General features: G+C 65.2%; 25 protein-coding genes. 22 read left to right on the top strand and 3 right to left on the bottom strand.

Annotated elements, in window-relative coordinates; all coding sequences use genetic code 11:
* Positions 1–20 precede the first annotated feature (20 nt).
* The 6 genes from RDV55_RS00375 (at position 21) to trpD (ending at position 5,374) form a co-directional block, all read left to right on the top strand.
* Positions 21–1,397, top strand: coding sequence for a M20/M25/M40 family metallo-hydrolase (locus RDV55_RS00375; RefSeq protein ID WP_174703783.1), 1,377 nt, complete (start codon positions 21–23; stop codon positions 1,395–1,397).
* Complete coding sequence (locus RDV55_RS00370; RefSeq protein ID WP_111823050.1) at positions 1,394–2,359, top strand: glycerate kinase; 966 nt, start codon at positions 1,394–1,396, stop codon at positions 2,357–2,359. The genes RDV55_RS00375 and RDV55_RS00370 overlap by 4 nt, the downstream gene beginning before the upstream one ends.
* Positions 2,360–2,444: 85 nt before the next feature.
* A complete protein-coding gene (gene erpA / locus RDV55_RS00365) occupies positions 2,445–2,798 on the top strand; it encodes an iron-sulfur cluster insertion protein ErpA (protein ID WP_111823051.1) in 354 nt (117 codons plus the stop codon).
* A gap of 20 nt (positions 2,799–2,818) precedes the next feature.
* Complete coding sequence (locus tag RDV55_RS00360) at positions 2,819–3,811, top strand: FKBP-type peptidyl-prolyl cis-trans isomerase (protein WP_111823052.1); 993 nt, start codon at positions 2,819–2,821, stop codon at positions 3,809–3,811.
* 115 nt (positions 3,812–3,926) lie between these two features.
* Positions 3,927–4,319, top strand: coding sequence for a response regulator transcription factor (locus tag RDV55_RS00355; protein ID WP_111823053.1), 393 nt, complete (start codon positions 3,927–3,929; stop codon positions 4,317–4,319).
* Positions 4,319–5,374 carry an anthranilate phosphoribosyltransferase gene (trpD, locus tag RDV55_RS00350; protein ID WP_111823054.1) on the top strand — a complete coding sequence of 352 codons (1,056 nt, stop codon included), beginning with the start codon at positions 4,319–4,321 and terminating at the stop codon, positions 5,372–5,374. Before RDV55_RS00355 ends, trpD begins: the two co-directional genes overlap by 1 nt.
* A gap of 14 nt (positions 5,375–5,388) precedes the next feature.
* Here trpD and RDV55_RS00345 read toward each other — a convergent pair whose 3' ends face one another.
* Entirely contained in the window at positions 5,389–7,122 is a 1,734-nt protein-coding gene (locus RDV55_RS00345; protein ID WP_111823055.1) for an exonuclease domain-containing protein, read from the bottom strand.
* A 58-nt stretch (positions 7,123–7,180) separates the two neighbouring features.
* On the opposite strand from RDV55_RS00345, the gene RDV55_RS00340 reads away from it, so the two are divergent.
* The 3 genes from RDV55_RS00340 to RDV55_RS00330 all read left to right on the top strand — a co-directional run bounded on the left by RDV55_RS00340 (position 7,181) and on the right by RDV55_RS00330 (position 10,870).
* The gene (locus RDV55_RS00340) at positions 7,181–7,993 is read left to right on the top strand and encodes a lysophospholipid acyltransferase family protein (protein ID WP_111823056.1); all 813 of its coding nucleotides are present in this window, start codon (positions 7,181–7,183) and stop codon (positions 7,991–7,993) included.
* Positions 7,994–8,202: 209 nt separating this feature from the next.
* The gene (locus tag RDV55_RS00335) at positions 8,203–9,420 is read left to right on the top strand and encodes a pyrophosphate--fructose-6-phosphate 1-phosphotransferase (protein ID WP_111823057.1); all 1,218 of its coding nucleotides are present in this window, start codon (positions 8,203–8,205) and stop codon (positions 9,418–9,420) included.
* 10 nt (positions 9,421–9,430) lie between these two features.
* Positions 9,431–10,870, top strand: a complete 1,440-nt coding sequence (locus tag RDV55_RS00330) for a class II 3-deoxy-7-phosphoheptulonate synthase (RefSeq protein ID WP_111823144.1) — start codon at positions 9,431–9,433, stop codon at positions 10,868–10,870.
* Positions 10,871–10,960: 90 nt separating this feature from the next.
* On the opposite strand, the gene pknB is transcribed toward RDV55_RS00330, so the two are convergent.
* Positions 10,961–12,904: a Stk1 family PASTA domain-containing Ser/Thr kinase gene (gene pknB, locus RDV55_RS00325; protein WP_111823058.1), complete on the bottom strand. Its 1,944-nt coding sequence runs from the start codon at positions 12,902–12,904 to the stop codon at positions 10,961–10,963.
* 83 nt (positions 12,905–12,987) lie between these two features.
* Here pknB and RDV55_RS00320 point away from each other — a divergent pair, with 83 nt between their 5' ends.
* Positions 12,988–13,341, top strand: a complete 354-nt coding sequence (locus RDV55_RS00320; RefSeq protein WP_111823059.1) for an Rv2175c family DNA-binding protein — start codon at positions 12,988–12,990, stop codon at positions 13,339–13,341.
* Positions 13,342–13,364: 23 nt separating this feature from the next.
* Here the strand turns inward: RDV55_RS00320 and RDV55_RS00315 are convergent, their stop codons facing one another.
* Positions 13,365–14,468 carry a polyprenyl synthetase family protein gene (locus RDV55_RS00315; RefSeq protein WP_111823060.1) on the bottom strand — a complete coding sequence of 368 codons (1,104 nt, stop codon included), beginning with the start codon at positions 14,466–14,468 and terminating at the stop codon, positions 13,365–13,367.
* Between the two features lie 145 nt (positions 14,469–14,613).
* Between RDV55_RS00315 and RDV55_RS00310 the strand changes: the two genes are divergently transcribed.
* From RDV55_RS00310 to rnhB, 12 genes are all read left to right on the top strand, one after another.
* Positions 14,614–16,293 (top strand): RNA polymerase sigma factor, encoded by a 1,680-nt coding sequence (locus tag RDV55_RS00310; protein ID WP_111823061.1) that lies wholly within the window; start codon positions 14,614–14,616, stop codon positions 16,291–16,293.
* A gap of 126 nt (positions 16,294–16,419) precedes the next feature.
* A complete protein-coding gene (locus RDV55_RS00305; RefSeq protein WP_111823145.1) occupies positions 16,420–16,803 on the top strand; it encodes an ABC transporter in 384 nt (127 codons plus the stop codon).
* A 73-nt stretch (positions 16,804–16,876) separates the two neighbouring features.
* Complete coding sequence (gene ftsY, locus RDV55_RS00300; protein ID WP_111823062.1) at positions 16,877–18,118, top strand: signal recognition particle-docking protein FtsY; 1,242 nt, start codon at positions 16,877–16,879, stop codon at positions 18,116–18,118.
* A gap of 100 nt (positions 18,119–18,218) precedes the next feature.
* Positions 18,219–19,802, top strand: a complete 1,584-nt coding sequence (gene ffh, locus RDV55_RS00295; protein WP_111823063.1) for a signal recognition particle protein — start codon at positions 18,219–18,221, stop codon at positions 19,800–19,802.
* A gap of 3 nt (positions 19,803–19,805) precedes the next feature.
* A complete protein-coding gene (locus RDV55_RS00290) occupies positions 19,806–20,912 on the top strand; it encodes an amidohydrolase family protein (RefSeq protein ID WP_111823064.1) in 1,107 nt (368 codons plus the stop codon).
* A gap of 215 nt (positions 20,913–21,127) precedes the next feature.
* A complete protein-coding gene (rpsP, locus tag RDV55_RS00285; protein WP_111823065.1) occupies positions 21,128–21,580 on the top strand; it encodes a 30S ribosomal protein S16 in 453 nt (150 codons plus the stop codon).
* 2 nt (positions 21,581–21,582) lie between these two features.
* Positions 21,583–21,822, top strand: a complete 240-nt coding sequence (locus RDV55_RS00280) for an RNA-binding protein (RefSeq protein ID WP_003792828.1) — start codon at positions 21,583–21,585, stop codon at positions 21,820–21,822.
* A gap of 89 nt (positions 21,823–21,911) precedes the next feature.
* A complete protein-coding gene (gene rimM, locus RDV55_RS00275; protein WP_111823066.1) occupies positions 21,912–22,424 on the top strand; it encodes a ribosome maturation factor RimM in 513 nt (170 codons plus the stop codon).
* 4 nt (positions 22,425–22,428) lie between these two features.
* Positions 22,429–23,781: a tRNA (guanosine(37)-N1)-methyltransferase TrmD gene (gene trmD, locus RDV55_RS00270; RefSeq protein WP_174703784.1), complete on the top strand. Its 1,353-nt coding sequence runs from the start codon at positions 22,429–22,431 to the stop codon at positions 23,779–23,781.
* A gap of 171 nt (positions 23,782–23,952) precedes the next feature.
* Positions 23,953–24,309: a 50S ribosomal protein L19 gene (rplS, locus tag RDV55_RS00265; RefSeq protein WP_007588732.1), complete on the top strand. Its 357-nt coding sequence runs from the start codon at positions 23,953–23,955 to the stop codon at positions 24,307–24,309.
* Between the two features lie 110 nt (positions 24,310–24,419).
* Positions 24,420–25,166: a signal peptidase I gene (gene lepB, locus RDV55_RS00260; RefSeq protein WP_165835826.1), complete on the top strand. Its 747-nt coding sequence runs from the start codon at positions 24,420–24,422 to the stop codon at positions 25,164–25,166.
* Positions 25,163–25,834 carry a ribonuclease HII gene (rnhB, locus tag RDV55_RS00255; protein ID WP_111823067.1) on the top strand — a complete coding sequence of 224 codons (672 nt, stop codon included), beginning with the start codon at positions 25,163–25,165 and terminating at the stop codon, positions 25,832–25,834. Before lepB ends, rnhB begins: the two co-directional genes overlap by 4 nt.
* The last annotated feature ends 10 nt before the right edge of the window (positions 25,835–25,844 follow it).

Here is a 25,844-nt window from a genome sequence, read left to right as displayed (position 1 = left end):
CCATGGTCTACCCTGGGCGTATGGCTGATACTTCACACGCATTGTTGTCCACGTCCGTTTTGCGCGAGCGCCTGGAGGCGGCTTTCCCGTCCCTGCTGGATGAACTCACGCAGATCGTTGCCATTCCGTCGGTGTCGTCGGATCCGGCGCACGCGGCTGACCTTGAACGCAGCGCCGAGCACATTCGTGAGCGTTTCGCAGCCCTCGGGCTTGATGCCAAGGTCCTGCGCGAAACCGGCGAAGACGGCACCGAGGGCAAGCCCGCCCTCGTCGCCCACACGCCCCACATCGAAGGCGCACCGACCGTCCTGCTGTACGCGCACCACGACGTGCAGCCGGTGGGCGAGCTGGACCGTTGGAGCATGGACCCCTACAAGGCCGAGGTTCGCGGCGACCGCATCTACGGCCGTGGCTCCTCCGACGATGGTGCCGGTATCACGGTGCACCTTGGTTCGCTGTCGATCCTGGGTGAGGACCTGCCGGTCAACGTCGTCGTGTTTATCGAGGGCGAGGAAGAAATCGGTTCCCCGTCGTTCACGGCATTCCTCGATGCGCACAAGGATGAGCTTGCTGCCGACGTCATCGTCGTGACGGACTCGTCTAACTGGAAGGTGGGCCAGCCCGCCGTCACCTCGACGCTGCGCGGCAATGCCATCGTGACCGTCGACGTGACCGTCGCGGACCACGCCGTTCACTCGGGTGCCTTCGGTGGCCCGCTGCTCGACTCTGTTGCGATCTCTTCGATGCTCATCGCCTCGCTCTTCGATGAGAAGGGCGACGTCGCGGTTGAGGGCCTGGGCGGCTCGGATCAAGCCGACGTGGACTGGCCGGAGGAGGAGCTGCGCGAGGCGGCCGGAATGGTTGACGGCCTCCAGCTCGCCGGTTCCGGTGACATCGCGGCCCGCATGTGGACCAAGCCGTCGATCTCGGTCATCGGCTTCGATGCTCGCCCCGTTTCCAACGCTTCGAACACGATCGCGCCGCACACGCGCTTCCGCCTGTCGATGCGCACCGTGCCGGGCGTGGATCCGACGCAGGCCCAGGCCAAGCTCGTCGACTACCTGCTGGCCCATGCTCCCTTCGGCGCGCGCGTCGAGGTCACGGCTGAGGATGCGGGTGCCGGCTACCAGGCCGACATGGATTCCCCCGTGACGAAGGCGCTGCACGAGTCCCTCACCGAGGCCTGGGGCGTGCCCTCGGTCAACATCGGCGTGGGCGGCTCAATTCCCTTCATCTCGGACTTCCAGCGTATCTTCCCGAACGCGCAGGTTGTCGTCACCGGCATCGAGGACCCGATGACGAACGCCCACTCGGAGGACGAGTCGCAGTCGATCTCGGACCTGAAGGCCGCGATCCTCGCAGAGGCTCTTCTGCTCACGCGCGTGGCGACCCTGTGAGTCGTGTCGTTGTCGCCGGTCGGTGGGACGGGGCAACCCCCGACCTGCCGACCGGGGAAGCGCTCAATGCCATCGGCCGGGGCGTTCTGGGTGCCTCGGACTCGACGGTGGTGACGGTTCCCGTTGGGACCGGTCCCACCTTCGAGGAGGCGATGGCCGCCTCGCGCTCTCAGGCCTTGTTCGTGCGCGTGCCCACCGAGGCTTCCTCGTCGCTTGAGGCAGGCCGGCGCGTATTGGATTCGCTGCGCGACGGGGGCACGGTGGTCGTCGAAGGGGGACACAATGCGTCTGTCGATTGCGGCGTGGGCTTTCTCGAAGGGCTCCTGGGTTGTTCCGGCATTGATCCGAGGAACACGGATTTGCTTGGCGACGCTCTGACGCGTGCTCAGGGCCTGATTGCCGACACCGACCTGGATCTCGTATGCGCGGCGTCGACCGCGCGCCCCCTGCTCGGCCTCGATTCCGTTCTCGCGGTTGCACCCGATCTTGAGCCTATCGAGACTCAAGACACCGCACTGACCGCTGCCCTCACACAGGCGTTTGCGAACCGCCCGCTGGGACGGCGCCAGCTCCTGACGGGTCAGGATGCGCACCCTGCCCGCCATCGGGGCTCCGGTGCCGGTGGTGGCGTCGGTGCTGTCATTGCTGCCATTGGTGGACGCATCGTGCCCACGGGCGACCTGCTGTCTCAGGTGCTCGCCTTGGAAGACATCCTGGCAGATGCCGACCTCGTTATCGTCGCGGAGCCAGAGCTGTCCTCCCCGCTCCTCGCTGAGTCCACCCTCGACGCCGTGACAAGCGCTGCTGGAGCGAACGCGCTGCCCGTCGTCGGCGTCACCCACAGGTCCACCCTGTCGCACTTTGAGAAGGCTGAATGGGGGATCCACGGCGTCTTTGAGACGGAGGGATCCGTCACGCTTGAAGACGCAGGATGCCGGATCGCCCGCACCTGGTTACGCTGAGCGCGCATCTCAGCCGTGGCGCGAGGCTGCGGCGGGGGAGTAGTGTGTCAAAGGAATACGTCTATTCGTCACGAAAAGGAGCGCCATGTCCGAGTCCGCAACTCAGGCTCCCACCCACGAGGTCATTCTGACCGATGTCGCAGCCGCGAAGGTCAAGAGCCTCCTCGAGCAGGAGGGTCGCGACGACCTGCGCCTGCGCATCGCCGTTCAGCCCGGTGGCTGCTCCGGCCTCATCTACCAGCTGTACTTCGACGATCGCGCGCTCGATGGCGACGCGATTCGTTCCTTCGATGGCGTCGAGGTCGTCGTCGATCGCATGAGTGTTCCCTACCTGAGCGGTGCCACGATTGACTTCGCCGATTCGATCGAGCGTCAGGGCTTCACGATCGATAACCCGAACGCCCAGAACACCTGCGCCTGCGGCGAATCCTTCCACTGAGCCGAAAGAAACACCATCTCATGATGTCCTCCCTGCGCCGCTTCGGCGCTCTTGCCGGTGCCGCCGCCCTCGCCTTCGGACTTGCGGCATGCACCGACGCCTCCTCGTCGTCTTCCTCCTCCCAGATCGACTACTCCGCGTGCTCGGTGGACGACTCCGCCGAACAGAACGCGAACGTCGACCGCAGCGGGAATGGGAACTTCCCGTCCATCTCGGGCGAGGAGACTCCCGTGATCGCCGCGGGTAGCGGCTCCGAGCCGACGTCGAAGGTGCTCGTCAAGACCCTCAAGCAAGGCGACGGCGCGCTCGTGTGTCCGGGCGCGACGATCAAGGCGAACTACGTGGGTACCCTGTGGGACGGCACGGTCTTCGATTCGTCCTTCGAGCGTGGCGACGCCATTGAGTTCTCCCTCAACCAGGTCGTTAAGGGCTGGACCTACGGGCTCGCACACACCCACGTGGGTGACCGCGTCGAGCTGGTGATCCCGGCCTCGCTCGGCTACGGCGGCCAGGCTCGTGGCAACATTCCCGCGAACTCGACCCTCGTCTTCGTCGTAGACATCGTGGGCGTTGCGACTCAGAAGCTCGCGGATGACGCGGTCCTCAGCAGCGGCGTGGCCACCGGCGAGGAGCTGCCCGGCGGCATCTCGGTCACCGGCGAGCCGGGCGTCGAGCCGACCCTGGCGATCGACGAGAGCGTTGCCGCTCCCACCGAGCAGAAGATCTACACGATCTACAAGGGGTCGGGCGAAGCGCTCACGGACGATCAGGCAGTCCTGTACAAGCAGGTCGTCGGCGGCTTTGGTACCAACGGACAGACCCAGTCCTCCTGGGCGCAGGATCCTCTCCAGGCTCCCGTGAAGGAAGCTGAGCTCACGGGCGTGACCGTCGGCTCGCGCCTCCTCATCGTGGCACCGATTCCGGGCGAGGAAGCGCAGTCCGGCCAGGAAGCGACGCCTGATCGGGCAACCGTCTTCGTCGTTGACATCGTCGGTACATCATCGATCCAGTGATCGCGCGCCGAGTTCGTTGATCATCAGCGGGCGGCTCCCTGTGTGGGAGCCGCCCGCTAGCCGTTAGAATGGGAACATCGCGTCGATTTGGCCGACATATGCAAGGAGAGCTTCCATGAGCGAAGAAACCGTCACCATCCTGGTTTTCAGCGACGACAAGGACAAGCGAAGCGCCGTGATCAACGGCATCGGGCTGCGTGCGTCGAAGGACACGCCCCGCATTGAATGGGTTGAGGCCGCCACGGGCTTCGGCGTCCGTGACGCTTTCGATCAGCAGGATTTCGCGATGCTGATCCTTGACGCTGAGACGAAGAAGGAGGGTGGCATGTCCGTCGCCCAGGATCTGCGTGAAACCCGCGACGACGTTCCCCCGATTGTCTTCCTGACCGCGCGCGCGCAGGACGAGTGGCTGGCGACTTGGGCCGGAGCGAGTGCGATCGTGGCCGATCCCATCGATCCGATTATTCTTCAGGAGACAGTCGCCGACGTTCTACGCGGAGCCGAGTGATGGCCGCGCATGAGTGGGCACCTATTATCGGCGCTCTGACCGCGGGGGAGAGCCTCGACTACGGCCAGTCGTACTGGCTGATGGACCAGGTGATGAGCGGCGAGCTCGGCGAGGCGCGCCTGGCTTCCTTCCTGACGGCGATGGCTATCAAGGGTGCCACGGTCGACGAGATTCACGGTCTGGCCGATGGCATGCAGGATCACGCGGCACACGTTGACCTGCCCAGCCGTGCCCTCGACATCGTGGGTACGGGCGGCGACGGCTACAAGACCGTCAACATATCGACGATGTCCGCGATCGTGCTCGCCGCCATGGGGATCCCGCTGGTTAAGCACGGTAACCGCGCTTCCACGTCGAAGTCGGGTTCCGCCGATGTCATCGAGGCCCTCGGAGTCAACCTGGACCTCGAGGCCGACGCGCTGCGTCGCGTCTTCGATGACGTTGGAATCGCCTTCCTGTTTGCGAATAAGATGCACCCCTCGATGCGTTTCGCCGCTCCCGTCCGCCGTTCTCTCGGTTTCCCCACGGCGTTCAACGTCCTGGGACCGCTGACGAATCCGGCGCGCGTCCAGGCATGCGCGATCGGTGCCTCGCGCGAGGAAAACGCGCGTCTCATGGCGGGCGTCTACGCCTCGCGTGGCCTGAGCGCACTCGTCTTCCGCGGTGCCCACTGCGGCCTTGACGAGCTGACGACGACCGACGTGAACCAGGTGTGGATCGTTACGGGCGGAGCCGTCACGCCCACTCAGTTCGACGCGCGCGAGTCCTTGGGCATGGCCTCCTCGACGATCGCGGACCTCGCCGGTGGAGAGGCCGCGGATAACGCTGCCGTGGCGCGCGACGTTCTCTCGGGCGGTGGAGCAGACGCGGTTCGTGACGCCGTTGCGCTCAATGTCGGCGCGGGTATCCTGGCCTGGGAAGGCCTGGAGACTCCTGTGACGGAGGAGGATTTCGAGCAGCGTATGCGCGGTGCCGTCGAACGCGCCCTCGGCGCGCTGGCCGACGGGGACGGAGCCCGACTCATCGAACGTTGGGTGGCTGCTTCGAACGCATAGGGAGCGAGCCTGCGTCACGAACGCGGGTCGAAAAGCCGATGGGCGGTTGCGTGGGCCAGGAGGTCGCGCAGCCGTCCGTCGCTTAGTGGGCTGTTGGTGGGCTGAGACCAGGGAAGCGGCCCGTTCCATTCGACCAGGCGCGTCCCCTCGCGGCATAGCTCCGCGCACAGGAGAGCGGTTTCGGCCCACGAAGCCGCCTGCGCGGCCATCCCGTCCGTCTCAAGTGGGCGCGTGGAGGAAAGAACGTCGATCCAGGGAGAGGGATCGGAGCGCGGGGGCACGACGACGGAGTTGATGTGGCGGCCGTGGGAGGCGACGTGCAGGATCCAGCCAGGTTCGCCGCCGTCGCGGCGCGTACCCCACACGATGCGTGGAGCGGCCAAGATCGGGCGCATCGTCGAACGCTCGACTCCGGTCATGTAGGCGCTCAGGTCATCTCGCGCGGCAGCCGCAGGCTCGAAGAGGCCTTGGGCGGACAGCCTCTCCATCACGTTGGTGAGCGCGTGGGGAACGCGAAGCGTCGAGGCTTCCATGGCCTCGTCAAGGATCTCATGGGCGTGGTCGGGTTCGACCTGCGCCAGCACCCGCTCGATTGCTGCCGCTGCCCGCTGGGCGTGCGCACGAGTGCCAAAGGGGCCGAGGGCGCGCGCAAGCTCCGTGAGCATCACCCGTGCCACCACCCGAGGCAGACCGTCCTCGGCGACAACCCAGTGCTGAGAACCCTGCCGCCTCGAGGCGGAGTTGTAGGGCGGCGTGAGAGCCTTGATGTCGCGCAGCTCCCGGATCCTCGCCTCGAGGACTGATGAGGTCGGATAGTGGCGCACTCCCGAGGCCAGGGAGACCATGCGCTGGACCTTCGGGCGTTTCTCGGCCTTCGTGTAGTAGCTTCCCACGCGTGAGCGCAGGGACGAGGCCGACCCCACGTAGAGGGTGTCGCCCGCGGCGTCGACGAAGTGATACACCCCGGGGGAGCTTGGCAGCGCGGAGACGAAAGGGGGAGTGGAAGGGCGTCGTGACGGTGCCTGCTCGGTGAGTGCGATGAGGTCCTCGACATCGGTCACTCCCGCACCCGACAGCAGGTCGATGAAGCCCAGGAGGATCTCGGCCGTCGCGCGGGCGTCTCCGAGGGCCCGGTGCCCCGGCACGGTGGCCGTGCCAAAGTACGAGGCGACCGTCCCGAGCTTATGGTTGCGCACGAGTGGGCGGGGCAGGGCCAGCCGCGCGAGAGCAAGCGTGTCGACGACGCGGACTTTAGGCCAGGGCAGCGAGCTCGCGCGGGCCGCACGGCGCAGGAATCCAACGTCGAAGGCCGTGTTGTGCGCGACGAGGACGGGGGACCCCTGCGTGCCGAGGCCGGACCAGTCCATGAAGCGCTGCAAAACGGTGGCGATCGCTTCGGCGTCGGCCACCATGGCGGGCGTGATGCCTGTCAGCGAAGTGATGAATGGGGGAATGGGGCGCGAGGGTTTGACCAGAGAGGAAAACTCGTCCGCGACCGCTCCGTCGCGTAGGCGCACCGCGCCGATCTCCGTGATTTCAGCGCCCGCTCCTAGGCCGGTGGTCTCGAGATCGACGACGACCCAGTGCCCGCTTGACGCCGGGGTTCCCACGGCCTCGAGGCTCGGGGCGAGCTCGACGGATGACGCCCTCGTTAGGGCATCCGAGACCACCGATCGCGCGAAGGGACGGGCCGACTCGCCGGGCGCTATGGTTTTCCCACAATTGCGCACGGGAGTTCGTTTCGTCATAGAGTTGATACTAATTCGTTCGCGCGCTCGCGCGCCCGTCGAGACTCGAGGAGTGACAGTGGCGTTCTATCAGGCTCTCAAGGCGACAGGAAGCCCCGTTCTTAAGGCGGCCTATCACCCGTGGATCCGCGGCAAGGAGAACATCCCCGCCGAGGGACCCGCCATCCTCGCATCCAACCACAACGCTGTGTGGGACTCCGTGTTCCTGCCGATGATGCTCGATCGCGAAGTAGTCTTCATGGGCAAGGCCGACTACTTCACAGGCACCGGTCTCAAGGGATGGATGACGAAGGAGTTCATGCGCGCTGTCGGTACCATCCCCGTGGACCGCACCGGCGGTCGCGCCTCCGAGGCCGCTCTCAATGCCGGTCTCAAGCGCCTGCGTGAGGGCGAGCTCTTCGGTATCTACCCCGAGGGCACCCGAAGCCCCGATGGTCGCCTCTACCGTGGAAAGACCGGCGTTGCGCGCCTCGCGCTTCTGTCCGGCGCACCCGTCATCCCTGTGGCAATGATCGGAACCCACGCCGCGCAGCCGATCGGCCAGAAGATTCCGTCGCGCACGAACATCGGCATGGTCATCGGCGAGCCCCTGGACTTCTCGCGCTACCGCGGCCTCGACAAGGATCGCTACGTGCTGCGCGCTATCACCGACGAGATCATGTACAACCTGATGCTCCTGTCCGGCCAGGAGTACGTGGACCTGTACGCCGCCGACGTCAAGGCGCAGCTTGCCGCCGAGGGTGCTTTCGAGGGGCCCGTCCCCTCCAATGGTCGCCCCGCACCTGGCGGACGTACCGCTCCCGACGTCCCCGTTCCCACCGCTCCCGAGCAGGAGAGCGAAGACGAGGAGAAGACGTCGGACAAGGAATAATCGAGGCCGACCGACCTCATCGGTCGGCGGCACGCACAAGCGTTTCGTGGGACGGGCGTCCTTGGCGAAACGTGATGTGGGACGGGTAGAATGAACGTGCTCTGCGCCTGCGCGCGGCTTTGAAGGTCAGGCAGCCCCATCGGGCAGCCGGGACGCCATAGTCTGCGGGCGCGGGCGCTTACCTAACCAACCTGAGAAAGGTGACATTCATGTCGGTCCGTCGTGTTGCCCTGCTGACCGCAGGTGGCTTCGCCCCGTGCCTGTCCTCCGCCGTCGGCGGACTTATTGAGCGCTACAACGAAATTGATCCCACCGTTGAGATCATCGCTTACCAGAACGGCTACCACGGCCTGCTCACCGGCAACTACGTGCTGGTGGACGAGGAAGCGCGCAAGCACGCTGCCGTCCTGCACCGCTTCGGCGGCTCCCCGATCGGCAACTCCCGCGTCAAGCTGACGAACAAGAAGAACCTTGTCGAGCGTGGCCTCGTCTCCGAGGATGAGGATCCGCTGCAAAAGGCCGCCGAGCAGCTGCGCGCCGACGGTGTGGACGTTCTGCACACCATCGGTGGCGACGACACCAACACGACGGCGGCCGACCTGGCCGCCTACCTGGAGGAGCACGACTACCACCTCACCGTCGTGGGCCTGCCCAAGACGATCGACAACGACGTTGTGCCGATCCGTCAGTCCCTGGGTGCCTGGACCGCGGCTGAAGAGGTCTCCGAGTACTCCCAGAACGTCATCGGTGAGCACCGCTCCAACCCCCGCATGCTCATCATCCACGAGATCATGGGCCGCCACTGCGGTTGGCTGACCGCCGCCGGTTCGAAGTGCTACCACGACTGGCTGAAGACCCAGGAGTGGGTGCCCTCCATCGGCCTGTCGCAGGAGCGTTGGGATATCCACGCCATCTTCCTGCCCGAGATGAAGATCGACCTGGACGCGGAGGCAGCGCGTCTCAAGGCCATCATGGACGAGCAGGGTAACGTCAACATCTTCCTGTCCGAAGGCGCTGGCGTCCCCGAGATCATCGCGGAGATCGAGGCTGCCGGTGGCGAGGTCCAGCGGGACCCCTTCGGCCACGTCAAGCTCGACACGATCAACCCCGGCCAGTGGTTCGCCAAGCAGTTCGCCGAGAAGATCGACGCCGAAAAGGTCATGGTCCAAAAGTCCGGCTACTTCTCGCGTTCCTCTCGCGCCAATGCCGACGACCTGCGCCTGATCAAGTCGATGACCGACCTCGCCGTCGAGTGCGCCTTCAAGGGTGAGTCCGGCGTTATCGGCCACGACGAGGAAGACGGCGACCGCCTCAAGGCCATCCCGTTCCCGCGCATCGCGGGCGGCAAGCCCTTCGACATCTCCGCCCCCTGGTTCCTCGAGATGATGGCCGAGATCGGCCAGAGTGTCGAGCCTGCCGGCGAGTGAGTCGCTTCGCGTGATTCCTTCGATCACTCCCGGACGCGGCGGCGAGCCTGTGCGCAAGCCTCGCTCCCGCCGCGTCCCCGAGCGTCTGTGGTCGCCCGAGTCCGGGGAGCTAGCTCCCTGGGACACGTGGCGCGGCCTGGACGCTGCCCAGCAGCCTACCTATGCGAATGATGAGCACCTCCTTGAGGTGACGGCTCAGCTGCGCCGTCAGCCGCCGCTTGTCTTCGCGGGGGAGGTTGACGACCTGCGCACGTGGATGGGCGCGGCCGCCCGCGGCGAGGCCTTCGTCCTCATGGGCGGGGACTGCGCCGAGACCTTCGCTGAGGCGACGGCGGATCACGTGCGCCTAAAAATTCAGACCCTGCTCCAGATGGCGGTCGTGCTCACCTACGGTGCCTCGCTGCCGGTCGTTAAGGTCGGACGTATCGCGGGCCAGTACGCCAAACCCCGCTCGTCCGACATGGAGACGCGCGACGGTGTCACGCTGCCGAGCTACCGCGGCGACGCCGTCAATTCCTTTGAGTTCACGCCCGAGGCGCGCGAACCCGATCCGCAGCGCCTCCTGTCGCTGTACAACCACGCGGCCTCGACGCTGAACCTGATACGCGCCTTTACGAAGGGCGGCTACGCGGACCTTCGTCAGGTACACCGTTGGAATCAGGGCTTCATGTCGAACCCTGCGTACGCGCGCTACGAGTCGCTGGCGGAGGACATCCACCGGGCGATCAAGTTCATGGGCGCTGCGGGCGTCGACTTTGAGACGCTGCGCGACGTGGATCTATTCTCGTCGCACGAGGCGTTGCTTCTTGAGTACGAGTCGGCCATGACCCGCATCGATTCGCGTACGGGCGAGCCTTACAACACGTCTGCCCACTTCCTGTGGGCAGGGGAGAGGACGCGCGAGGAGGAGGGCGCTCACATTGAGCTGCTGTCGCGCGTTCGTAATCCGATTGGGGTCAAGCTCGGTCCATCGACCACGCGCGACCAGATGCTCTCACTCATCGACCGCCTCAACCCCGACGGCGAGGAAGGACGACTGTCCTTCATAACGCGCATGGGTGCCGACCGTATCCGTGAGGTGCTTGTGCCGCTGCTGGAAGCCGCTCGGGAGGACGGGCGCCCGGTGACGTGGATGACCGACCCGATGCACGGCAACACGATCACGTCCTCGACCGGCTACAAGACGCGGCGCTTCGAGACGGTGATGGACGAGGTTCGTGGCTTCTTCGAGGCTCACGAGTCCGCGGGCACGGTCCCGGGTGGATTACACGTCGAGCTCACCGGAGATGACGTCACCGAGGTGATCGGCGGCAGCGAGCATATCGATGACGAGTCCTTGCACGACCGTTACGAGACTCTCGTGGATCCGCGCCTTAACCACCAGCAGAGCCTAGAGATGGCCTTCCAGGTCGCCCAGTACCTCGCGAAGGTTTCCTCCTCCGAAGAGTGAAACACTAAGCGCCAAGAACCGTGGCCTCGTCCCTCATGGACGAGGCCGCGGTGTTGTAGGTGCGCGCGAGTGCGGCGGGTGGGCTGCGCGTCAGACAACCGTGATCGTGACGACGCTGCCCTTCTTGAGCATTGTGCCGGCGGCGGGATCACTCTGGCGGACGGTGCCGAAGAATCCGCCGAGAATCGCTTCTTCCGAAACGGAGAAGCCCGCGTTCTCAAGGATTGTGCGTGCCTCCTGGCGCTGGCGCCCCACGACGTCGGGCACCGCGACCTTCTCGGGGCCCTTGGAGACCGTGTAGGCGACGGCGTCACCGCGGTGCAGGATCGTACCCTCGCTGGTCTGCTGGGAGATGACCTGGCCCTCCGCGACCGTGTCGGAGAACGCTTCGGTTGGGGTTGCGACGAGGCCGAGCGATTCGATGGCGCTCTTCGCGGCGTCGGCGGTCATGCTGCTCAACGATGGGACGCTGAGGGGCTCGCGGCCCTTGGACAACACGACGTCGACAGCCGTGTCATGCGGTATCGACGTTCCGGATGCCACGGACTGGGAGATGACCTGTCCGCGCGGCACATCCTCGGAGTAGGCGTCTGTGATCGCGCCGAGGGCCAAACCCGCCTCGGTGAGCGCCTTCTTCGCGTCATCCTGAGTCTTAGCGGTCACGTCGGGCACGACTTTCATGTCCACACCCTTGGATACGTAGAGCTGTACCTCAGCACGTTTGTGGACGGGTTCGCCGCCCCGGGGATCGGAACGGGTGATCGATCCGGAGGCGACGTCGTCGGAAAACTCTTCCTCAACGGTGGAAGCAAGGCCCATCGAGTTCAGCTCGGCCCGGACTTCAGCGAGTGGTCGACCGTCGGTCGCGGGCATGGTCACGTAGGAGCCCGGTCCGTACTCGGTCCACCACCAGCTGCCCCCGATACCCGCCGCCGCGAGCAGCAGGATGACGAGGCTCACCCACAGGGCGGCGTGCCCGTAGGGCTTGGTTGTGCCCTTGTCGTGCACCTCGGGAACTGGTGCCGAGGTGTGGACCGTGGCAACGGTGGAAGGAGTGGGGCGTGGCAGCGGCCTCGTGAACTGAGCGGAGATGACCTCGGTGTTGAGCGCGCTGGTCTGTGAGGCACCGCCGCGATCGGCAGGCGCAACGTCTGCGCGTTGGCTAGAGAGCTCCGAGGGGATTGACGCAGCTGCGCGCGTAACCAGGTCAATTGCATCCGATGCGTCGACGGGCCGTGAGGCGCGATCGCGGGCCGTCAGAGCGGCGACGAGGTCGTCGATCTCGCGGGGTATCCACGGCTGGGTGATGGATGGGCTGGGAACGTCGTCGGAGACGTGGTGCGTCGCGATCTGCAGGGGAGACTCGCCGGCCCAGGGTACGGCACCGGTCAGCATCTCGTAGAGCATGATACCCACGGAGTAAATGTCTGAACGAGCGTCGGCCTCGGCGGTCGTTGCGATCTCGGGTGCGATGTACGCGACCGTACCAAGCATGTTGCCCGTCGACGACATCGACACCTCAGAGGCCGCTCGTGCCAGGCCGAAGTCGGTCACCTTCGCAGGGCCATCTGTGGGAACGAGAATGTTCTCCGGCTTAATGTCGCGGTGTATGACGCCGACGCGGTGAGCGGCGCGAAGCGCCTCAAGGGTGTCAGTCGTGTATCGCAGTGCCTGGGGGATCGTGAACGCTCCCTGCGCGCGCAGCAGCTGGCGCAGATTAGTTCCGTCAATCAGCTCCATTACGAGGAAGCCCTGCCCGGTGATCACGCCCTGATCGAAAACGGACACGACACCCGGGTGAACGATGCGAGCGGCGGCGCGTGCTTCGCGGCGGAAACGCGCGACAAAATCTTGGGAGTCCGCCAGGTGTGGATGCATGACCTTGAGGGCGACGGGGCGCTCCAGGCGCTCGTCCTGGGCGATGTACACGGTCGCCATGCCACCGCGCGCTAACCGACGGGTGACTCGGTATCGTTCGTCGACCAGGAGCCCGATCAACGGGTCGGTCTGGTCGAATGTCTGTTCGTCGCTCACCTGGTCGATTCTATGAGAGTTTTCGCGAAAATACGGGAAGTGAGGGTGTCGGTGCGGCGCGCGAATGGGGTAATCTTGCGCTCATGACCAGTGCTGATATCACCGTGTTGCCCATCGACGAGGTCTGCCGACTGCTCGGCATCGAGGAGCGTCGCCTCAAGCAGTTGATCCGTGACCGTGTCCTCATTGAGGCACGCGGAGCGAGCGGTGTGCGCGGCGTCCCTCAGGAGGTGCTCGTCAAGGGCACGAACGGGTGGGAACCCCTTCCGTTCCTCCAGGGCACATTGACGCTCCTGGCTGACGACGGCTTCACCGCGCAGGAGTCGCTTGCGTGGCTGTACACCATGCAGGACGAACTGGGTGAGCGCCCCATTGACGCGCTCATCTCGGGCCGCCACCATCGCGTCAATCGGATCGCCTCGACGCTGGCCTTCTGAGTTTCCGCCCCCTCGGCGGATATTCAGGAGCGCCGGGTGGTGAGGATCGAACAGAGCTCGCGAAGCAGGGTACGGGAGTCCTCGTTGAGGCTGGAGGTCTCGAGTGCGGCGTGCCCGTCGGCCACGAGGCGCGCAATCTCCGCCTCGTGCGCGGCGCGCCCGTTGCGCTCGACGATCTGGGTAGCGGTCGCGATCTGCTCCGCCGAGGCCCGGGCTACCCCGAGTACGTCGGTGAGGGCGCGTCGCTCGGCGGGGGAGGAGGCCTCCCACGTGAGCGCCAGGAGAGCGGTGCGTTTTCCTTCCCGCAGGTCGTCCCCCGCGGGCTTACCGGTGACTGCCGGGTCTCCGAACACGCCCAGCTCATCGTCGCGCAACTGGAATGCCAAGCCCCACGGGGTGAGGATCGTTTCGAGGACGTCCACCAGCTCGGTGACACAATCAAACGACTTGGCTCCACAGATCGCGCCGAGGATTGCCGGGTGGACGACCGAGTAGTGTGCGGACTTGTGAAGCGCGACCTCCAGCGAGTCGTTCGTGCTCAGTGCGTCCGTGCGCTGAGGGTCCAGCGGAGTCTGCTCGGCTGTGATGTCCAGGTACTGGCCGAGCGCCACCTCCGCGTGCATGTGCGCGAAGCGCCTGGCGAAGGCGCGTGCGCAATCCTCGCGTAGCGTGAGCGCCTGCTCGTCTGCCGCCGAGGTCGCTGCGGAGAACAGGAAGTCGCCGACGAGGATGGCGGCGTGACGACCGAAGTCCGTCGAGGATCCGATCCATGACGATGACGCGTGATGGTCTGCCAGCGTCCGGTGCGGCGTCGGCATGCCGCGGCGCTCATCCGCCTTGTCAATGATGTCGTCGTGGACGAGGGCGCTGGCCTGGTAGAGCTCGAGAGCCGCGCTGAGATGGGGCAGCGAGACCGTTTCGAGTGCTGTGTCGGAGCTAATCGCGTAGCCGACGTGCGCCATGAGTGCGCGGAACCGCTTGCCTCCTGACACCGACGTCACAACGGCGCGGGAAAACTCCTCGGATCTGCCGGAAGCGCCGACGCGAGAGAGGAGATGGGTGAGGCTAGCAGTCGTTGCCTCATCGATGTGGGCACGCAGCGTTGCGAAACTGTCGCTCAGAGTCATGTGGCCACTCTAACCGAGGAGTGCGCTGATGTGCGGCCTTAAGGTGGGGCATCCTCACACCTACCGCCAGGAAAACTACGTGGCAAGGCACTAGACTGGCGGTGGTATGCCGATTTGCAATCGGCTCTGTTGTGCATGCCCATCAATGAAAGGGACCCGTGTGAGTGCATCTCGCGCTTCGGCAAAGGACTCCGCGACGACTGAGGAAAGCACGGAGGTGACGACCCCCGCCAAGAAGACGGCGCGCGCCAAGAAAGCCACGGCGGACGCGGCTAGCGCCCCCGCCGGGGACAAGAAGTCTGCCGCGAAGAAGGCTCCCGCGAAGAAGGCTCCCGCGAAGAAGACGACCAAGAGGGCCGCCGACGCCGAGGGTGTCGAGGAGAAGGCTCCGGCTAAGAAGGCCGCCGCCAAGAGGACGACCAAGAAGGCTGCCGACGCCGAGGGTGTCGAGGAGAAGGCTCCGGCTAAGAAGGCCGCCGCCAAGAGGACGACGAAGAAGGCTGCCGACGCCGAGGGTGTCGAGGAGAAGGCCCCGGCGAAGAAGCCCGCGAAGAAGGCTCCCGCGAAGAAGACGACGACGAAGGCCGACGCGGCCGAGGGAGATGTGCCTGCGGCTAAGAAGCCTCGCGGACGCAAGAAGAAGGAAGAAGAGGTCGTCCCCGACATCGAGGATGCCGAGGACGTCGACTTGGAGCCCACGGGTGAGGATCTCGAGGATCCTGATCTCGAGGCCGACGCCAACGACGAGGACGTGGCCGGCACCGAAGAAGAGACCGAAGAGGAAGACGCGAAGGTCTCTGAGGGTGCGGCTCTGCGCGAGCGAACGAACGCGGGCATCCATGTCAAGGGTGGATTCGTCGTCTCCGATTCGGACGAGACTGACGAGCCTGTCCAGCAGGTGACGGTCGCCGGCGCAACCGCCGACCCGGTGAAGGACTACCTCAAGCAGATCGGCAAGGTCTCCCTGCTAAACGCCGAGCAGGAAGTGGACCTGGCCCGCCGCATCGAGGCAGGCTTGTACGCCGAGTACAAGCTGAAGAACCTGGCCGACGAGATGACCAGTCGCGAGCGTCGCGAGCTGCACTTTCTGGCCCAGGATGGACAGCAGGCGAAGAACCACCTGCTCGAGGCAAACCTGCGTCTCGTCGTCTCCCTGGCGAAGCGTTACACCGGACGCGGCATGCAGTTCCTGGACCTCATCCAGGAAGGCAACCTGGGCCTTATTCGCGCCGTTGAAAAGTTCGACTACACGAAGGGCTACAAGTTCTCGACCTACGCCACCTGGTGGATTCGTCAGGCGATTACCCGCGCGATGGCCGACCAGGCCCGCACGATCCGCATCCCGGTTCACATGGTCGAGGTCATCAACAAGCTGGCCCGCGTCCAGCGCCAGATGCTGCAGGACCTGGGACGTGAACCGACTCCCGAAGAGCTTGCCAAGGAACTCGACATGACCGCTGAGAAGGTCGTCGAGGTTCAAAAGTATGGTCGCGAGCCGATTTCGCTGCACACGCCGCTCGGCGAGGACGGCGACTCGGAGTTTGGCGACCTCATCGAAGATTCCGAGGCTATCGTTCCCGCTGACGCGGTGTCCTTCACCCTGCTTCAAGAGCAGCTGCACCACGTGCTCGACACGCTGTCCGAGCGTGAGGCGGGCGTCGTGTCGATGCGCTTCGGTCTGGGCGATGGTCAGCCGAAGACCCTTGACGAGATCGGTAAGGTCTACGGCGTGACGCGTGAGCGTATCCGCCAGATTGAGTCCAAGACGATGTCGAAGTTGCGCCATCCGTCGCGCTCGCAGGTTCTGCGAGACTACCTCGACTGACTCATTCGAGACACCCATGGGGGCCAGGAACAATCGTTCCTGGCCCCCATGACAATATCATCACAATGTGTGGCTGTTCGGGTGGCATCGTCGCGCATCAAGGCTTCGATGGGGCAGGATGATCTCATGTTTGAGGGTGCACTGATTCTAGTTCTGACTGTCGCTCTGGTTCTCGTCGTCGCCGGTGGCGTCGTCGCAGTCCTGGCGCTCTCGCGCCGAAGCGCCGACGAGTGGAAGGGCGTCATCAAGCGTGAGAGCGAGGAAATTGCAGCCGAAGTGAAGACGCATCACTCGCTGCCCAAGCGTGCTGCCACATCGCCGGATGGTCCCATCGTTCCGCGCACTGCGTCCCTAGACTCGTTGCTGCAGGGTGGCGAGCCTAAGAGTGCATACTTCGATGCCGATCGCCTGCCCGGCATTGACCGGCTCGAGACGGTGACAGGCCGCGTGAGCGAGCGTCTTGACCGCGGACGGCGTAGCGGCAATGGCGGTGGTGTGAGTACGCAGTAGTTACCGCGGGCGTCACTCAGTGATGCCGCACTCAGGTTTTCTGTGACAAGTGTTCATAGGGGATAATGGCCCTATGGACGCTTTTATTTCCTACCTCCAGTCGCCGTGGGCGATCGTGATCGCCCTGGCGGTCGCTGTGCTTATCGGTGTGCTCATCCGTGTCGCCGTCAGCTCGCGGCGACGTTCCCCCGACGATGTGAGCCTTCAGCCTCAGGTTCAGGCTCCGGCAGAACCTCGTTCCGACGCGCCAGCCGACGCTCCGCGCGACGAAGCCGACCAACCTCGAGCAGGTCCGGCCGATGCCGCTGAGCCCACCGTCGAGGAAGCGGCTCCGGCTCCCGAAGCCTCCGCCTCCTCGATCGAGCGCCCTGAGCCGCTTCGCGGCCGCATGGAGCGCCTGCGTGAACGCCTGGCATCGTCCGGTTCTCTGGGCCGCGCCATTTTGGGTGTGCTGAGCCGAGGCCAGCTCGGTGCCGCGGATTGGGAGGAGATCGAGGAATCTCTCCTCATCGCCGACCTTGGACTTGAGGCCACTGACACGCTGATGGAGGCGCTGAAGCGCCGTGTCGCCGTCGAGTCCGTCACCGATGAAGCACGCATCCGAGAGATTCTTCGCGAGGAACTTCTCGCCCTCGTTGACCCCGACATGGACCGCTCCATGAACCTTGAGCGCCCGCAGGTCGATGGTTCCACCAAGCCTGCCGTCGTCCTGATGGTGGGCGTGAACGGCACAGGCAAGACGACGACCGTTGGGAAGCTGGCCCGTATCCTCGTCGCCGAAGAGAAATCCGTGATCCTGGGCGCCGCCGATACCTTCCGTGCCGCTGCTGCCGACCAGCTGGCCACGTGGGGTGAGCGTGTGGGTGTGGATGTCGTGCGCAGTGAGCGCGAGGGTGCCGATCCGGCATCCGTCGCCTTCGAGGCCGTACGTGAGGGCGTCTCCCGCGACGTCGACGTGGTCCTTGTCGACACCGCTGGCCGCCTGCAGAACAAGTCCACGCTGATGGACGAGCTCGGCAAGATCAAGCGCGTCATGACCAAACAGGCCCCCGTTTCGGAGGTCCTGCTCGTTCTTGACGCCACGACCGGCCAGAACGGCATGAAGCAAGCCGAGGTCTTCGCTGAAGCGACCGGAGTGACCGGCATCGTCCTGACGAAGCTCGATGGCTCCGCCAAGGGCGGTATCGTCGTGTCCGTCCAGCGCGCGCTGGGCGTCCCGGTGAAGTTTGTCGGCCTCGGTGAGGGTGCCGACGATCTGGCACCCTTCGACCCGCGGGGATTCGTCGACGCGATCGTCGGTTCCGCGCAGGGCTGAACCCTCCGTCACGACATGGCCTGGGCCCCGGTGAGGCGACTCTCGGGGCCCAGGTGCGCTAACCTGTGCCTAGTACAGCCGCCATCTTGGGAGTAAACACGTGTTTGGAAACCTGTCAGATCGCCTGACCCAGTCCTTCCGCAGCCTGCGCAGCCGCGGCGTCCTGACCGAGTCGGACGTCGATCACGCGATTTCTGACATTCGCCGCGCCCTCATCGACGCGGACGTCGCGCTCCCGGTCGTTCGTCAGTTTACTTCGCAGGTTCGCGAAAAGGCTTACGGCGCGGCTCGATCGAAGGCCCTCAACCCTGGCCAGCAGGTCGTTTCCATCGTTCACGAGGAACTCGTTGAGATCCTCGGTGGTGCGACGCGTGAGCTGACCTTTGCCGAGTCCGGCCCAACCGTCTTCATGCTCGCTGGTCTCCAGGGTGCAGGTAAGACCACCCTGGCGGGAAAGCTGGGCAAGTGGCTGCGTGAGGAAGGCAAGACCGTCCTGCTCGTTGCCTCCGACCTCCAGCGCCCCAATGCAGTCCAGCAGCTGCAGGTCGTCGGCGAACGCGCCGGTGTCAAGGTGTGGGCTCCCGAACCCGGTAACGGTGTGGGTAACCCCGTCGAGGTTGCGCGCTCCGGCGTCGAGTTCGCCCGCCAGAGTGGCATTAACGTGGTCATCGTCGATACCGCTGGTCGCCTCGGCGTCGACCAGGAGATGATGGACCAGGCGATCGCTATCCGCGATGCCGTGAGCCCCCACGAGATCATGTTCGTTCTCGACGCGATGGTCGGTCAGGACGCGGTCTCCACGTCCACGGCCTTCCGTGATGGCGTCGGCTTCACGGGCGTTGTCCTGTCCAAGCTCGACGGTGACGCGCGCGGCGGTGCAGCGCTGTCCGTGCGCGGCGTGACCGGCGCTCCGATTCTTTTCGCTTCGACGGGCGAGGGCCTCGACGACTTCGAGCGCTTCCACGCCGACCGCATGGCTGGCCGCATCCTCGACATGGGTGACATCCTCACCCTCATCGAGCAGGCTGAAAAGAAGATGGACGCTGAGGAGGCGGAGAAGGTCGCGGCCAAGGCGATGGCAGGCCAGCTCACCCTCTCCGACTTCCTGAACCAGCTGCAGCAGATCAAGAAGCTCGGCTCGATGAAGAAGATGCTCGGCATGATCCCGGGTGCGGCTCAGATGCGTGACCAGATCGAAAACTTCGACGAACGCGAGGTGGACCGCGTCGAGGCCATCGTTCGTTCGATGACCCCCGCCGAGCGCGAGGATGTGTCGATCCTCAACGGATCCCGTCGCGCCCGCATCGCTCGCGGTTCCGGCACGACGGTCACCGAAGTCAACCAGCTCGTTCAGCGTTTTGAGGCCGCGCGCGAAATGATGGCCCAGATGGGGCAGATGGGTGGGGGCATGCCCGGCATGGGTGCCCTGCCTGGTCGCGGTGGAAAGGCCAAGCAGAAGGCCAACGCCCGTAAGGCGCAGGCGCAGCGTGCTCGCATGAAGAAGAGCGCGCGCTCAGGTAACCCCGCGAAGCGTCGTCAGCAGGAGCTCGAGGCCATGCTGCCCCCATCGGAGCGTGGCTCCGCGCAGGGCTCGTCCTTTGGTGTCGCCCAGGAAGCGCCCGCCCCGCGCCCGACGATCGACGATCTGCCGGACGACGTCAAGCGCATGCTCGGCCAGCTCTGAGGCATGGAATTCTCCGGTCTCGCCCTGTGGGCGGATCACACGTTAGAGCGTCCCCGGTGGGTGCGCGGCACGTGGAGGGTCGACGGCGGAGTGATTCGTCGCATCAGTGATGATGAGACCGCGACGTCGGTGGGCTTCATCGTGCCAGGCATGGTCGATACACACTGCCACATCGGATACTCGGATGTCGGTTCCGTGTCTGAACGCGACATGGTGGAGCAGGCCCGAGTCACGCTCGCGAGCGGTGTGACCGTGGTGCGGGACTGCGGTGTTCCGGTCGACAACTCGGCCGCCGCTCGTGCCACCGGCCTGCACCTGATTCGATGTGGTCGCCACGTCGCGCGTCCCAAGCGCTATATGCGTGACCTTCCGCTGGACGTACAGGACCAGCGCGAGCTTCCTGATGTCCTCGCGACGATGGCGCGTTCTGCCGACGGATGGGTGAAGATCGTCGGCGACTGGATCGATCGCAGCGCCGGCGCTGACTCCGACCTCATGCCCCTGTGGGATACCGCTGTGCTAACGGATGCTGTTGCCGCCGTTCACGACGCCGGGGCCAGGATCGCCGTACATGCCTTCTCTCATCGCGTCATCGACTCGCTCATTGAGGCTGGCGTCGACGACATCGAACACGGCAGCGGCATCGATGCAGATCAGGCCAGCGAGATCGCGGCTCGCGGCATCGCGGTGACGCCGACGCTGCGCCAGGTTGAGCTTTTCAGGGACTTCGCAGCCCAGGCCGGGGAGAAGTACCCCGTGTACGCGGCGACGATGCAGCGCATGTACGACACGAGGTGGGACCACTTCCAGATGCTCGTCGACTCCGGCGTCGTTCTTCTCATGGGAACTGACTCGGGCGGCTACCAGGATCATGGGACAATCGCGGGTGAACTCGAGCTCTGGCTGCGCTGGGGTGCGCCCGCCCAGGCCACGATCGATGCGGCCACCTGGGTGAGCCAGCACTACTTGGGCTACCCCGGCCTCGTCGAAGGCGGCCCTGCCGACTTCCTGATCCTGGATGAGGATCCGAGGAGTAATCCGCTGGAGTTGTCCAGGCCAGCGCGGGTCATCCTCGACGGAGGTAGCGTGTGGGAGCGAGCGTCCGTCTGAACGCGCGGCAGTGATGGATTTAACCGATTCGCGCCACGCGCCGCAGCTCCCTGACTTGGGATATGCGCGCGAAATATGGCATAATCGCTTGCTGTACCCGGCGGTTCGTAGACCCTCTCACTGCGTGCCGTCGTGTCCCGGTCCGATGCGACCCCTGTGTTTCCCACCTCGGGACGCAAAGGTCCACACCAATCTGAAATGGAGAGACCACTCAAGTGGCAGTTCGAATTCGCCTGAAGCGCGTGGGTAAGATCCACGCCGCCCAGTACCGTGTTGTCGTCGTCGATTCGCGCAAGAAGCGTGACGGACGCGTCATCGAAGAGGTCGGCTACTACGATCCTCAGCCCAACCCGTCGATCGTTCGCATCGACTCTGAGCGCGCCCAGTACTGGCTCGGCGTTGGCGCTCAGCCCTCCGATCAGGTCCGCAATCTGCTGGTCCTGACCGGTGACATCGCCAAGTTCAACGGCAAGGCCGATGCGGTTTCCCGCGTCATCGTCTCCGAGAAGGACAAGGCTGCCCAGGCCGAGCAGGCCATCAAGGACGCCGAGGCAGCTGCCGAAAAGTCCAAGGCCGCCGCTTCCGCCAAGAAGGCCGAGGAAGAGGCCGCTGCTGAGGCCGAGGCTGCCGAGCAGGCTTCCGAAGAAGCCGCCGGAGAGGATGCCTGAGCATGCTCGCCGACGCGTTGGAGCACCTGGTCAGCGGCATCGTTGACCACCCCGAAGATGTCGAGGTGACGCCTCGCTCCATGCGACGCGGCCAGCTTCTTGAGGTTCGCGTGAACCCCGAGGACCTGGGGCGCGTCATCGGACGCGGCGGTCGGACGGCTCGCGCGCTGCGCACCGTCATGGGTGCGCTGTCCACGCGTGGCACTGTCCGCGTTGACGTCGTCGACACGGATCGCGAGTAAGACTCGCACACGTCACGAAGGGGTCCGGTATTGCCGGGCCCCTTCGTTGTATCCTTCGGGGGAGTCCCCGTTCATCGTGAGGAGAACACATGCAGCTCACAGCAGCTATCGTCGGCCCTGCCCACGGCCTGCGTGGCGAGGTCATCTTGGACGTGCGCAGCGACGACCCTGAGGTTTTGGCGCCCGGTGCCAGTCTGGACGTGGCCGGGGATCGTCGAACGCTCACGGTCCGCGCAGTGCGCGTTCACAGGGACCGCGTGCTCGCCTCCTTCGAAGAATGTGTGACGCGCGAGGACGCCGAGGCCTTGCGAGGTTCCCGTCTGCTCGTCGATGCCCACCCCGAGGAAGACGCCTGGTATCCGCACGAGCTCAAGGGGCTTGAGGCGCGCACTCCCAACGGCGATGTCCTCGGAACCGTCAGCGGTCTGACGCCCGGTGCCGCTCAGGATCTCCTGCTCGTCGCCACCGGTCGCGGCACTGTCATGGTGCCCTTTGTGACGGCGCTCGTCCCTACGGTCGACGTTGAGCGCGGAGTCGTCGTCATCGATGCGCCTCCCGGCCTCTTCGATGATGAAGCCGTTTCGGAGCGCGAGGACCGCTAGGCTCGTGCGTTTCGATCTTATCTCTATTTTCCCCGACTATTTTGCGTCGCTGCGCCTGTCCCTGATGGGAAAGGCGGAGGATGCCGGGCTCGTGCAGCTGCAGGCGCACGACCTTCGCGATTGGGCCAGCGGTAAGCACCGCAGCGTGGACGATACCCCCTACGGTGGGGGTGCCGGCATGGTGATGCGCGCGGATGTGTGGGCACGCGCCCTGGACGAGGTTCTTTCCGTGCCGCTTACGCGCGGTGACGGTGAGCGCACCGATGCCTCGCCCCGGCGCATTCTCGCGATCCCGACCCCCTCGGGCACGCCGCTCACCCAGGCGCGCGTGGAGGACCTCGCGCGTGCGCACCAGATCATTATCGCCTGTGGGCGCTACGAAGGCATCGATGCGCGCGTCGCCGAACACTACCGCGGCAGCGGTGTCGAGGTCGTCGAGTTCTCGATCGGCGACTACGTCCTCAACGGAGGCGAGGTTGCCGCAATGGTTCTTACAGAGGCGGTCGCGCGCCTTCTCGAGGGCTTCATGGGCAACCCGGATTCCCTCGTTGAAGAGTCGCACTCCGGCGCGGGACTCCTCGAGTATCCCGTGTATACCAAGCCCCGGGAGTTCCGCTCACTTGAGATTCCCGAGGTTCTTCTCGGCGGCAACCACGCGGCGATTGAGCGCTGGAGGCGCGATCGTGCGATAGAGAAGACGGTGCGCGTTCGCCCCGACCTTGCGCTTCGTCTCGACTCCTCATCTCTGACGCACGAAGACCGTGCTGCGCTCGCCGCATGCGGCATTGCCTACCCGCGTGCGGGTGCTGCGGAACGCCTGGAGATACGCCTGGCCACGCTCGAGGACACCGTCGCGGTTAGTGAACTTGCCGCGCGGACGTTCCCGGACGCGTGCCCGGCGAACCTGCCCCGAGAAGCAATCGACGAGCATATTGCCACTCAGCTCAGCGTCGACGTTTTCGAGGCCCTCATCTGTGCGCCCGACCATCATCGCCTGTTCGTCGCCGAGGTGTGGGGTGGCCTTATCGGTTACGTGCTCACTCACGTCGGGGTCCACGGGCTTCCGAGTGAACTCGTGCGCCCCGGACGCGTCGAGGAAGGCAGCGCCTACCTGTCGAAATGTTATGTGGACGAGGCGTGGCGGGGCAGCGGCGTTGCGGATGCGTTGCTCGAGCGCGCCGTTGCCGATGCCCGCGAGATTGGGCACGTAGCCGTCGTTCTCGGGACCAACCGCGGAAACAAGACCGCGCAGGCTTTCTATAAGCGCCACGGGTTCCGCAAGCGTTCGAGCCGAACCTTCGCGGTGGGCGGTGTGCAGAACTACGACTTCGTCATGGTGCGTGATCTGGGCGACTGACGGGTCTTCACGCTAGCCGACCGCCGGGTGGGTATGTGATAATAGCGAGGATTGTGCGCGGTTCATCCTGCCGCAGGGGGACACCGCGGCGCACAATCAAACGTTCATGAGCGGGCTTGACCCGCCCAACCAGGCGCATGTGACCTGCGGCAGATGCGTCAAGGAGAAACAATGCAGAAGCTGGACGCCGTTGATGCGGCATCGCTGCGCGATGACATCCCTTCGTTCCGAGCTGGCGACACCCTCAAGGTGCACGTCAAGGTTATCGAAGGCAACCGCTCTCGTATCCAGGTCTTCCAGGGCGTCGTGATCGCGCGTCGCGGCCACGGTGTGTCCTCCACGTTCACCATCCGCAAGGTTTCCTTCGGTGTGGGCGTCGAGCGTACCTTCCCTGTTCACGCCCCCACGATCGACCACATTGAGGTCGTCACCAAGGGCGACGTGCGCCGCGCTAAGCTCTACTACCTGCGTGAGCGTCACGGCAAGGCTGCGAAGATCAAGGAACACCGTTCCGGCAAGGCCGAGTGAGGCCAGCCGGGCTCAAGCCTTGGCATTTTTCACGGAAAGGCCCGACATCGCGCGCCGGTGTCGGGCCTCGCCGTATCCTGGGATGGTTGATGCGACGATAAGGAGATTGCATGACCCGGAAGCCAGTCCCGACGCTCGGACCCTTGCACTCGCCTTCGCTTCGTGATCGTGATCGCGCGGAGGCCCGTGCGCGGCGTAACCCCCTCGTCTGGCTGCGCGAGATCCTTGTGATCATCGTTGTCGCTTTGATCATCTCGTCGCTTCTACGTGCCTTCATCGTTCAGGTGTTCTGGATTCCCTCGCCGTCGATGCACAACACGCTCGTTGAGGATGACCGAATCGCGGTCTCACGCATCGATGCGTTGCGTTCGAACGTGCGCCGCGGCGACGTGGTCGTTTTCGACGACGCTCTTCATTGGCTGGGCTCGACTGAGACTGCTTCGCCCTCCGTCCTGCGGCGCCTGGGTGAGTTCACCGGTTTCGTTCCCGGTGGTGGCGAACAGACCCTCGTCAAGCGCGTGATCGGCGTCGGCGGTGACCGTGTGACCTGCGCGAACGCGACCGGCAAGGTCAGCGTCAACGGCGTGGAGATCGACGAACCATACGTCCCTGACGGGCAAGTGCCGTGCGGTGAACGCACCTTCGACATCGTCGTTCCCGAGGGGCACCTGTGGGTGATGGGGGACAACCGCTCGAACTCCGCCGATTCTCGTTACCATATGGGCGCCGGACAGTCGCCCTTCGTGCCGGTCTCCTCCGTCGTCGGCACTGTCCAGGCTGTCATCTGGCCCTCCGCGCGCTGGACGACAGACATCGCGCACCACGAAGTTTTTGCCGCCGTTCCCGCCGCCTCATGACGACCGCTTCGCGAGATCTTGAGGTGTCCCTCGCCCGGCGGTGGGGAATTGTCGCAGGGATGGATGAGGTGGGCCGCGGGGCTCTCGCCGGCCCCGTCGCAGTTGGCGTGGCTCTGGTGAGTGTCGAAGCGGAGCCCGTCCCCGAAGGGCTCACCGATTCCAAGGCGCTGACGCCGCGTCGGCGAGAGGCGCTTGTTGAGCCCGTACGCTCGTGGGCGCTCGGCTCGTCCGTCGGTTACGCGTCGCCGCGAGAGATCGATCAGTGGGGCATTATCGCGGCGTTGAGGCTCGCGGGTCGCCGGGCCCTCGCCGACGTCGCCGGCCGCGGCCTCGTCCCCGGTGGCGTTCTCCTGGACGGATCCCACGACTGGCTGTCTGCTCCGGATGATCTCTTCGGCGCGTTCGGTGGCCCCGAGGATCCTTTCGGCCGTGAGCTTCCCGTCCACATGCAGGTCAAAGCCGACGCGTCCTGCGCGGCCGTAGCGGCGGCTTCTGTCCTCGCGAAGGTCGCGCGCGATCGCCTCATGCAGGACCTCGACGATCCCGGATACGGGTGGGCATCGAACAAGGGGTACGGGTCGGCCGCGCACGCGCGAGCCATCGTGGAGCTCGGCGTCTCGGATCACCATCGTCGTTCCTGGAAGATGCCGACGCAGGCCACAAAGTGAGGCACGCCGG

The sequence above is a fragment of the Schaalia odontolytica genome, assembly GCF_031191545.1.
Taxonomy (GTDB): domain Bacteria; phylum Actinomycetota; class Actinomycetes; order Actinomycetales; family Actinomycetaceae; genus Pauljensenia; species Pauljensenia odontolytica.
Note: the sequence above shows the minus strand (reverse complement) of the source record. Positions and strands in the feature narration are given on the sequence as shown.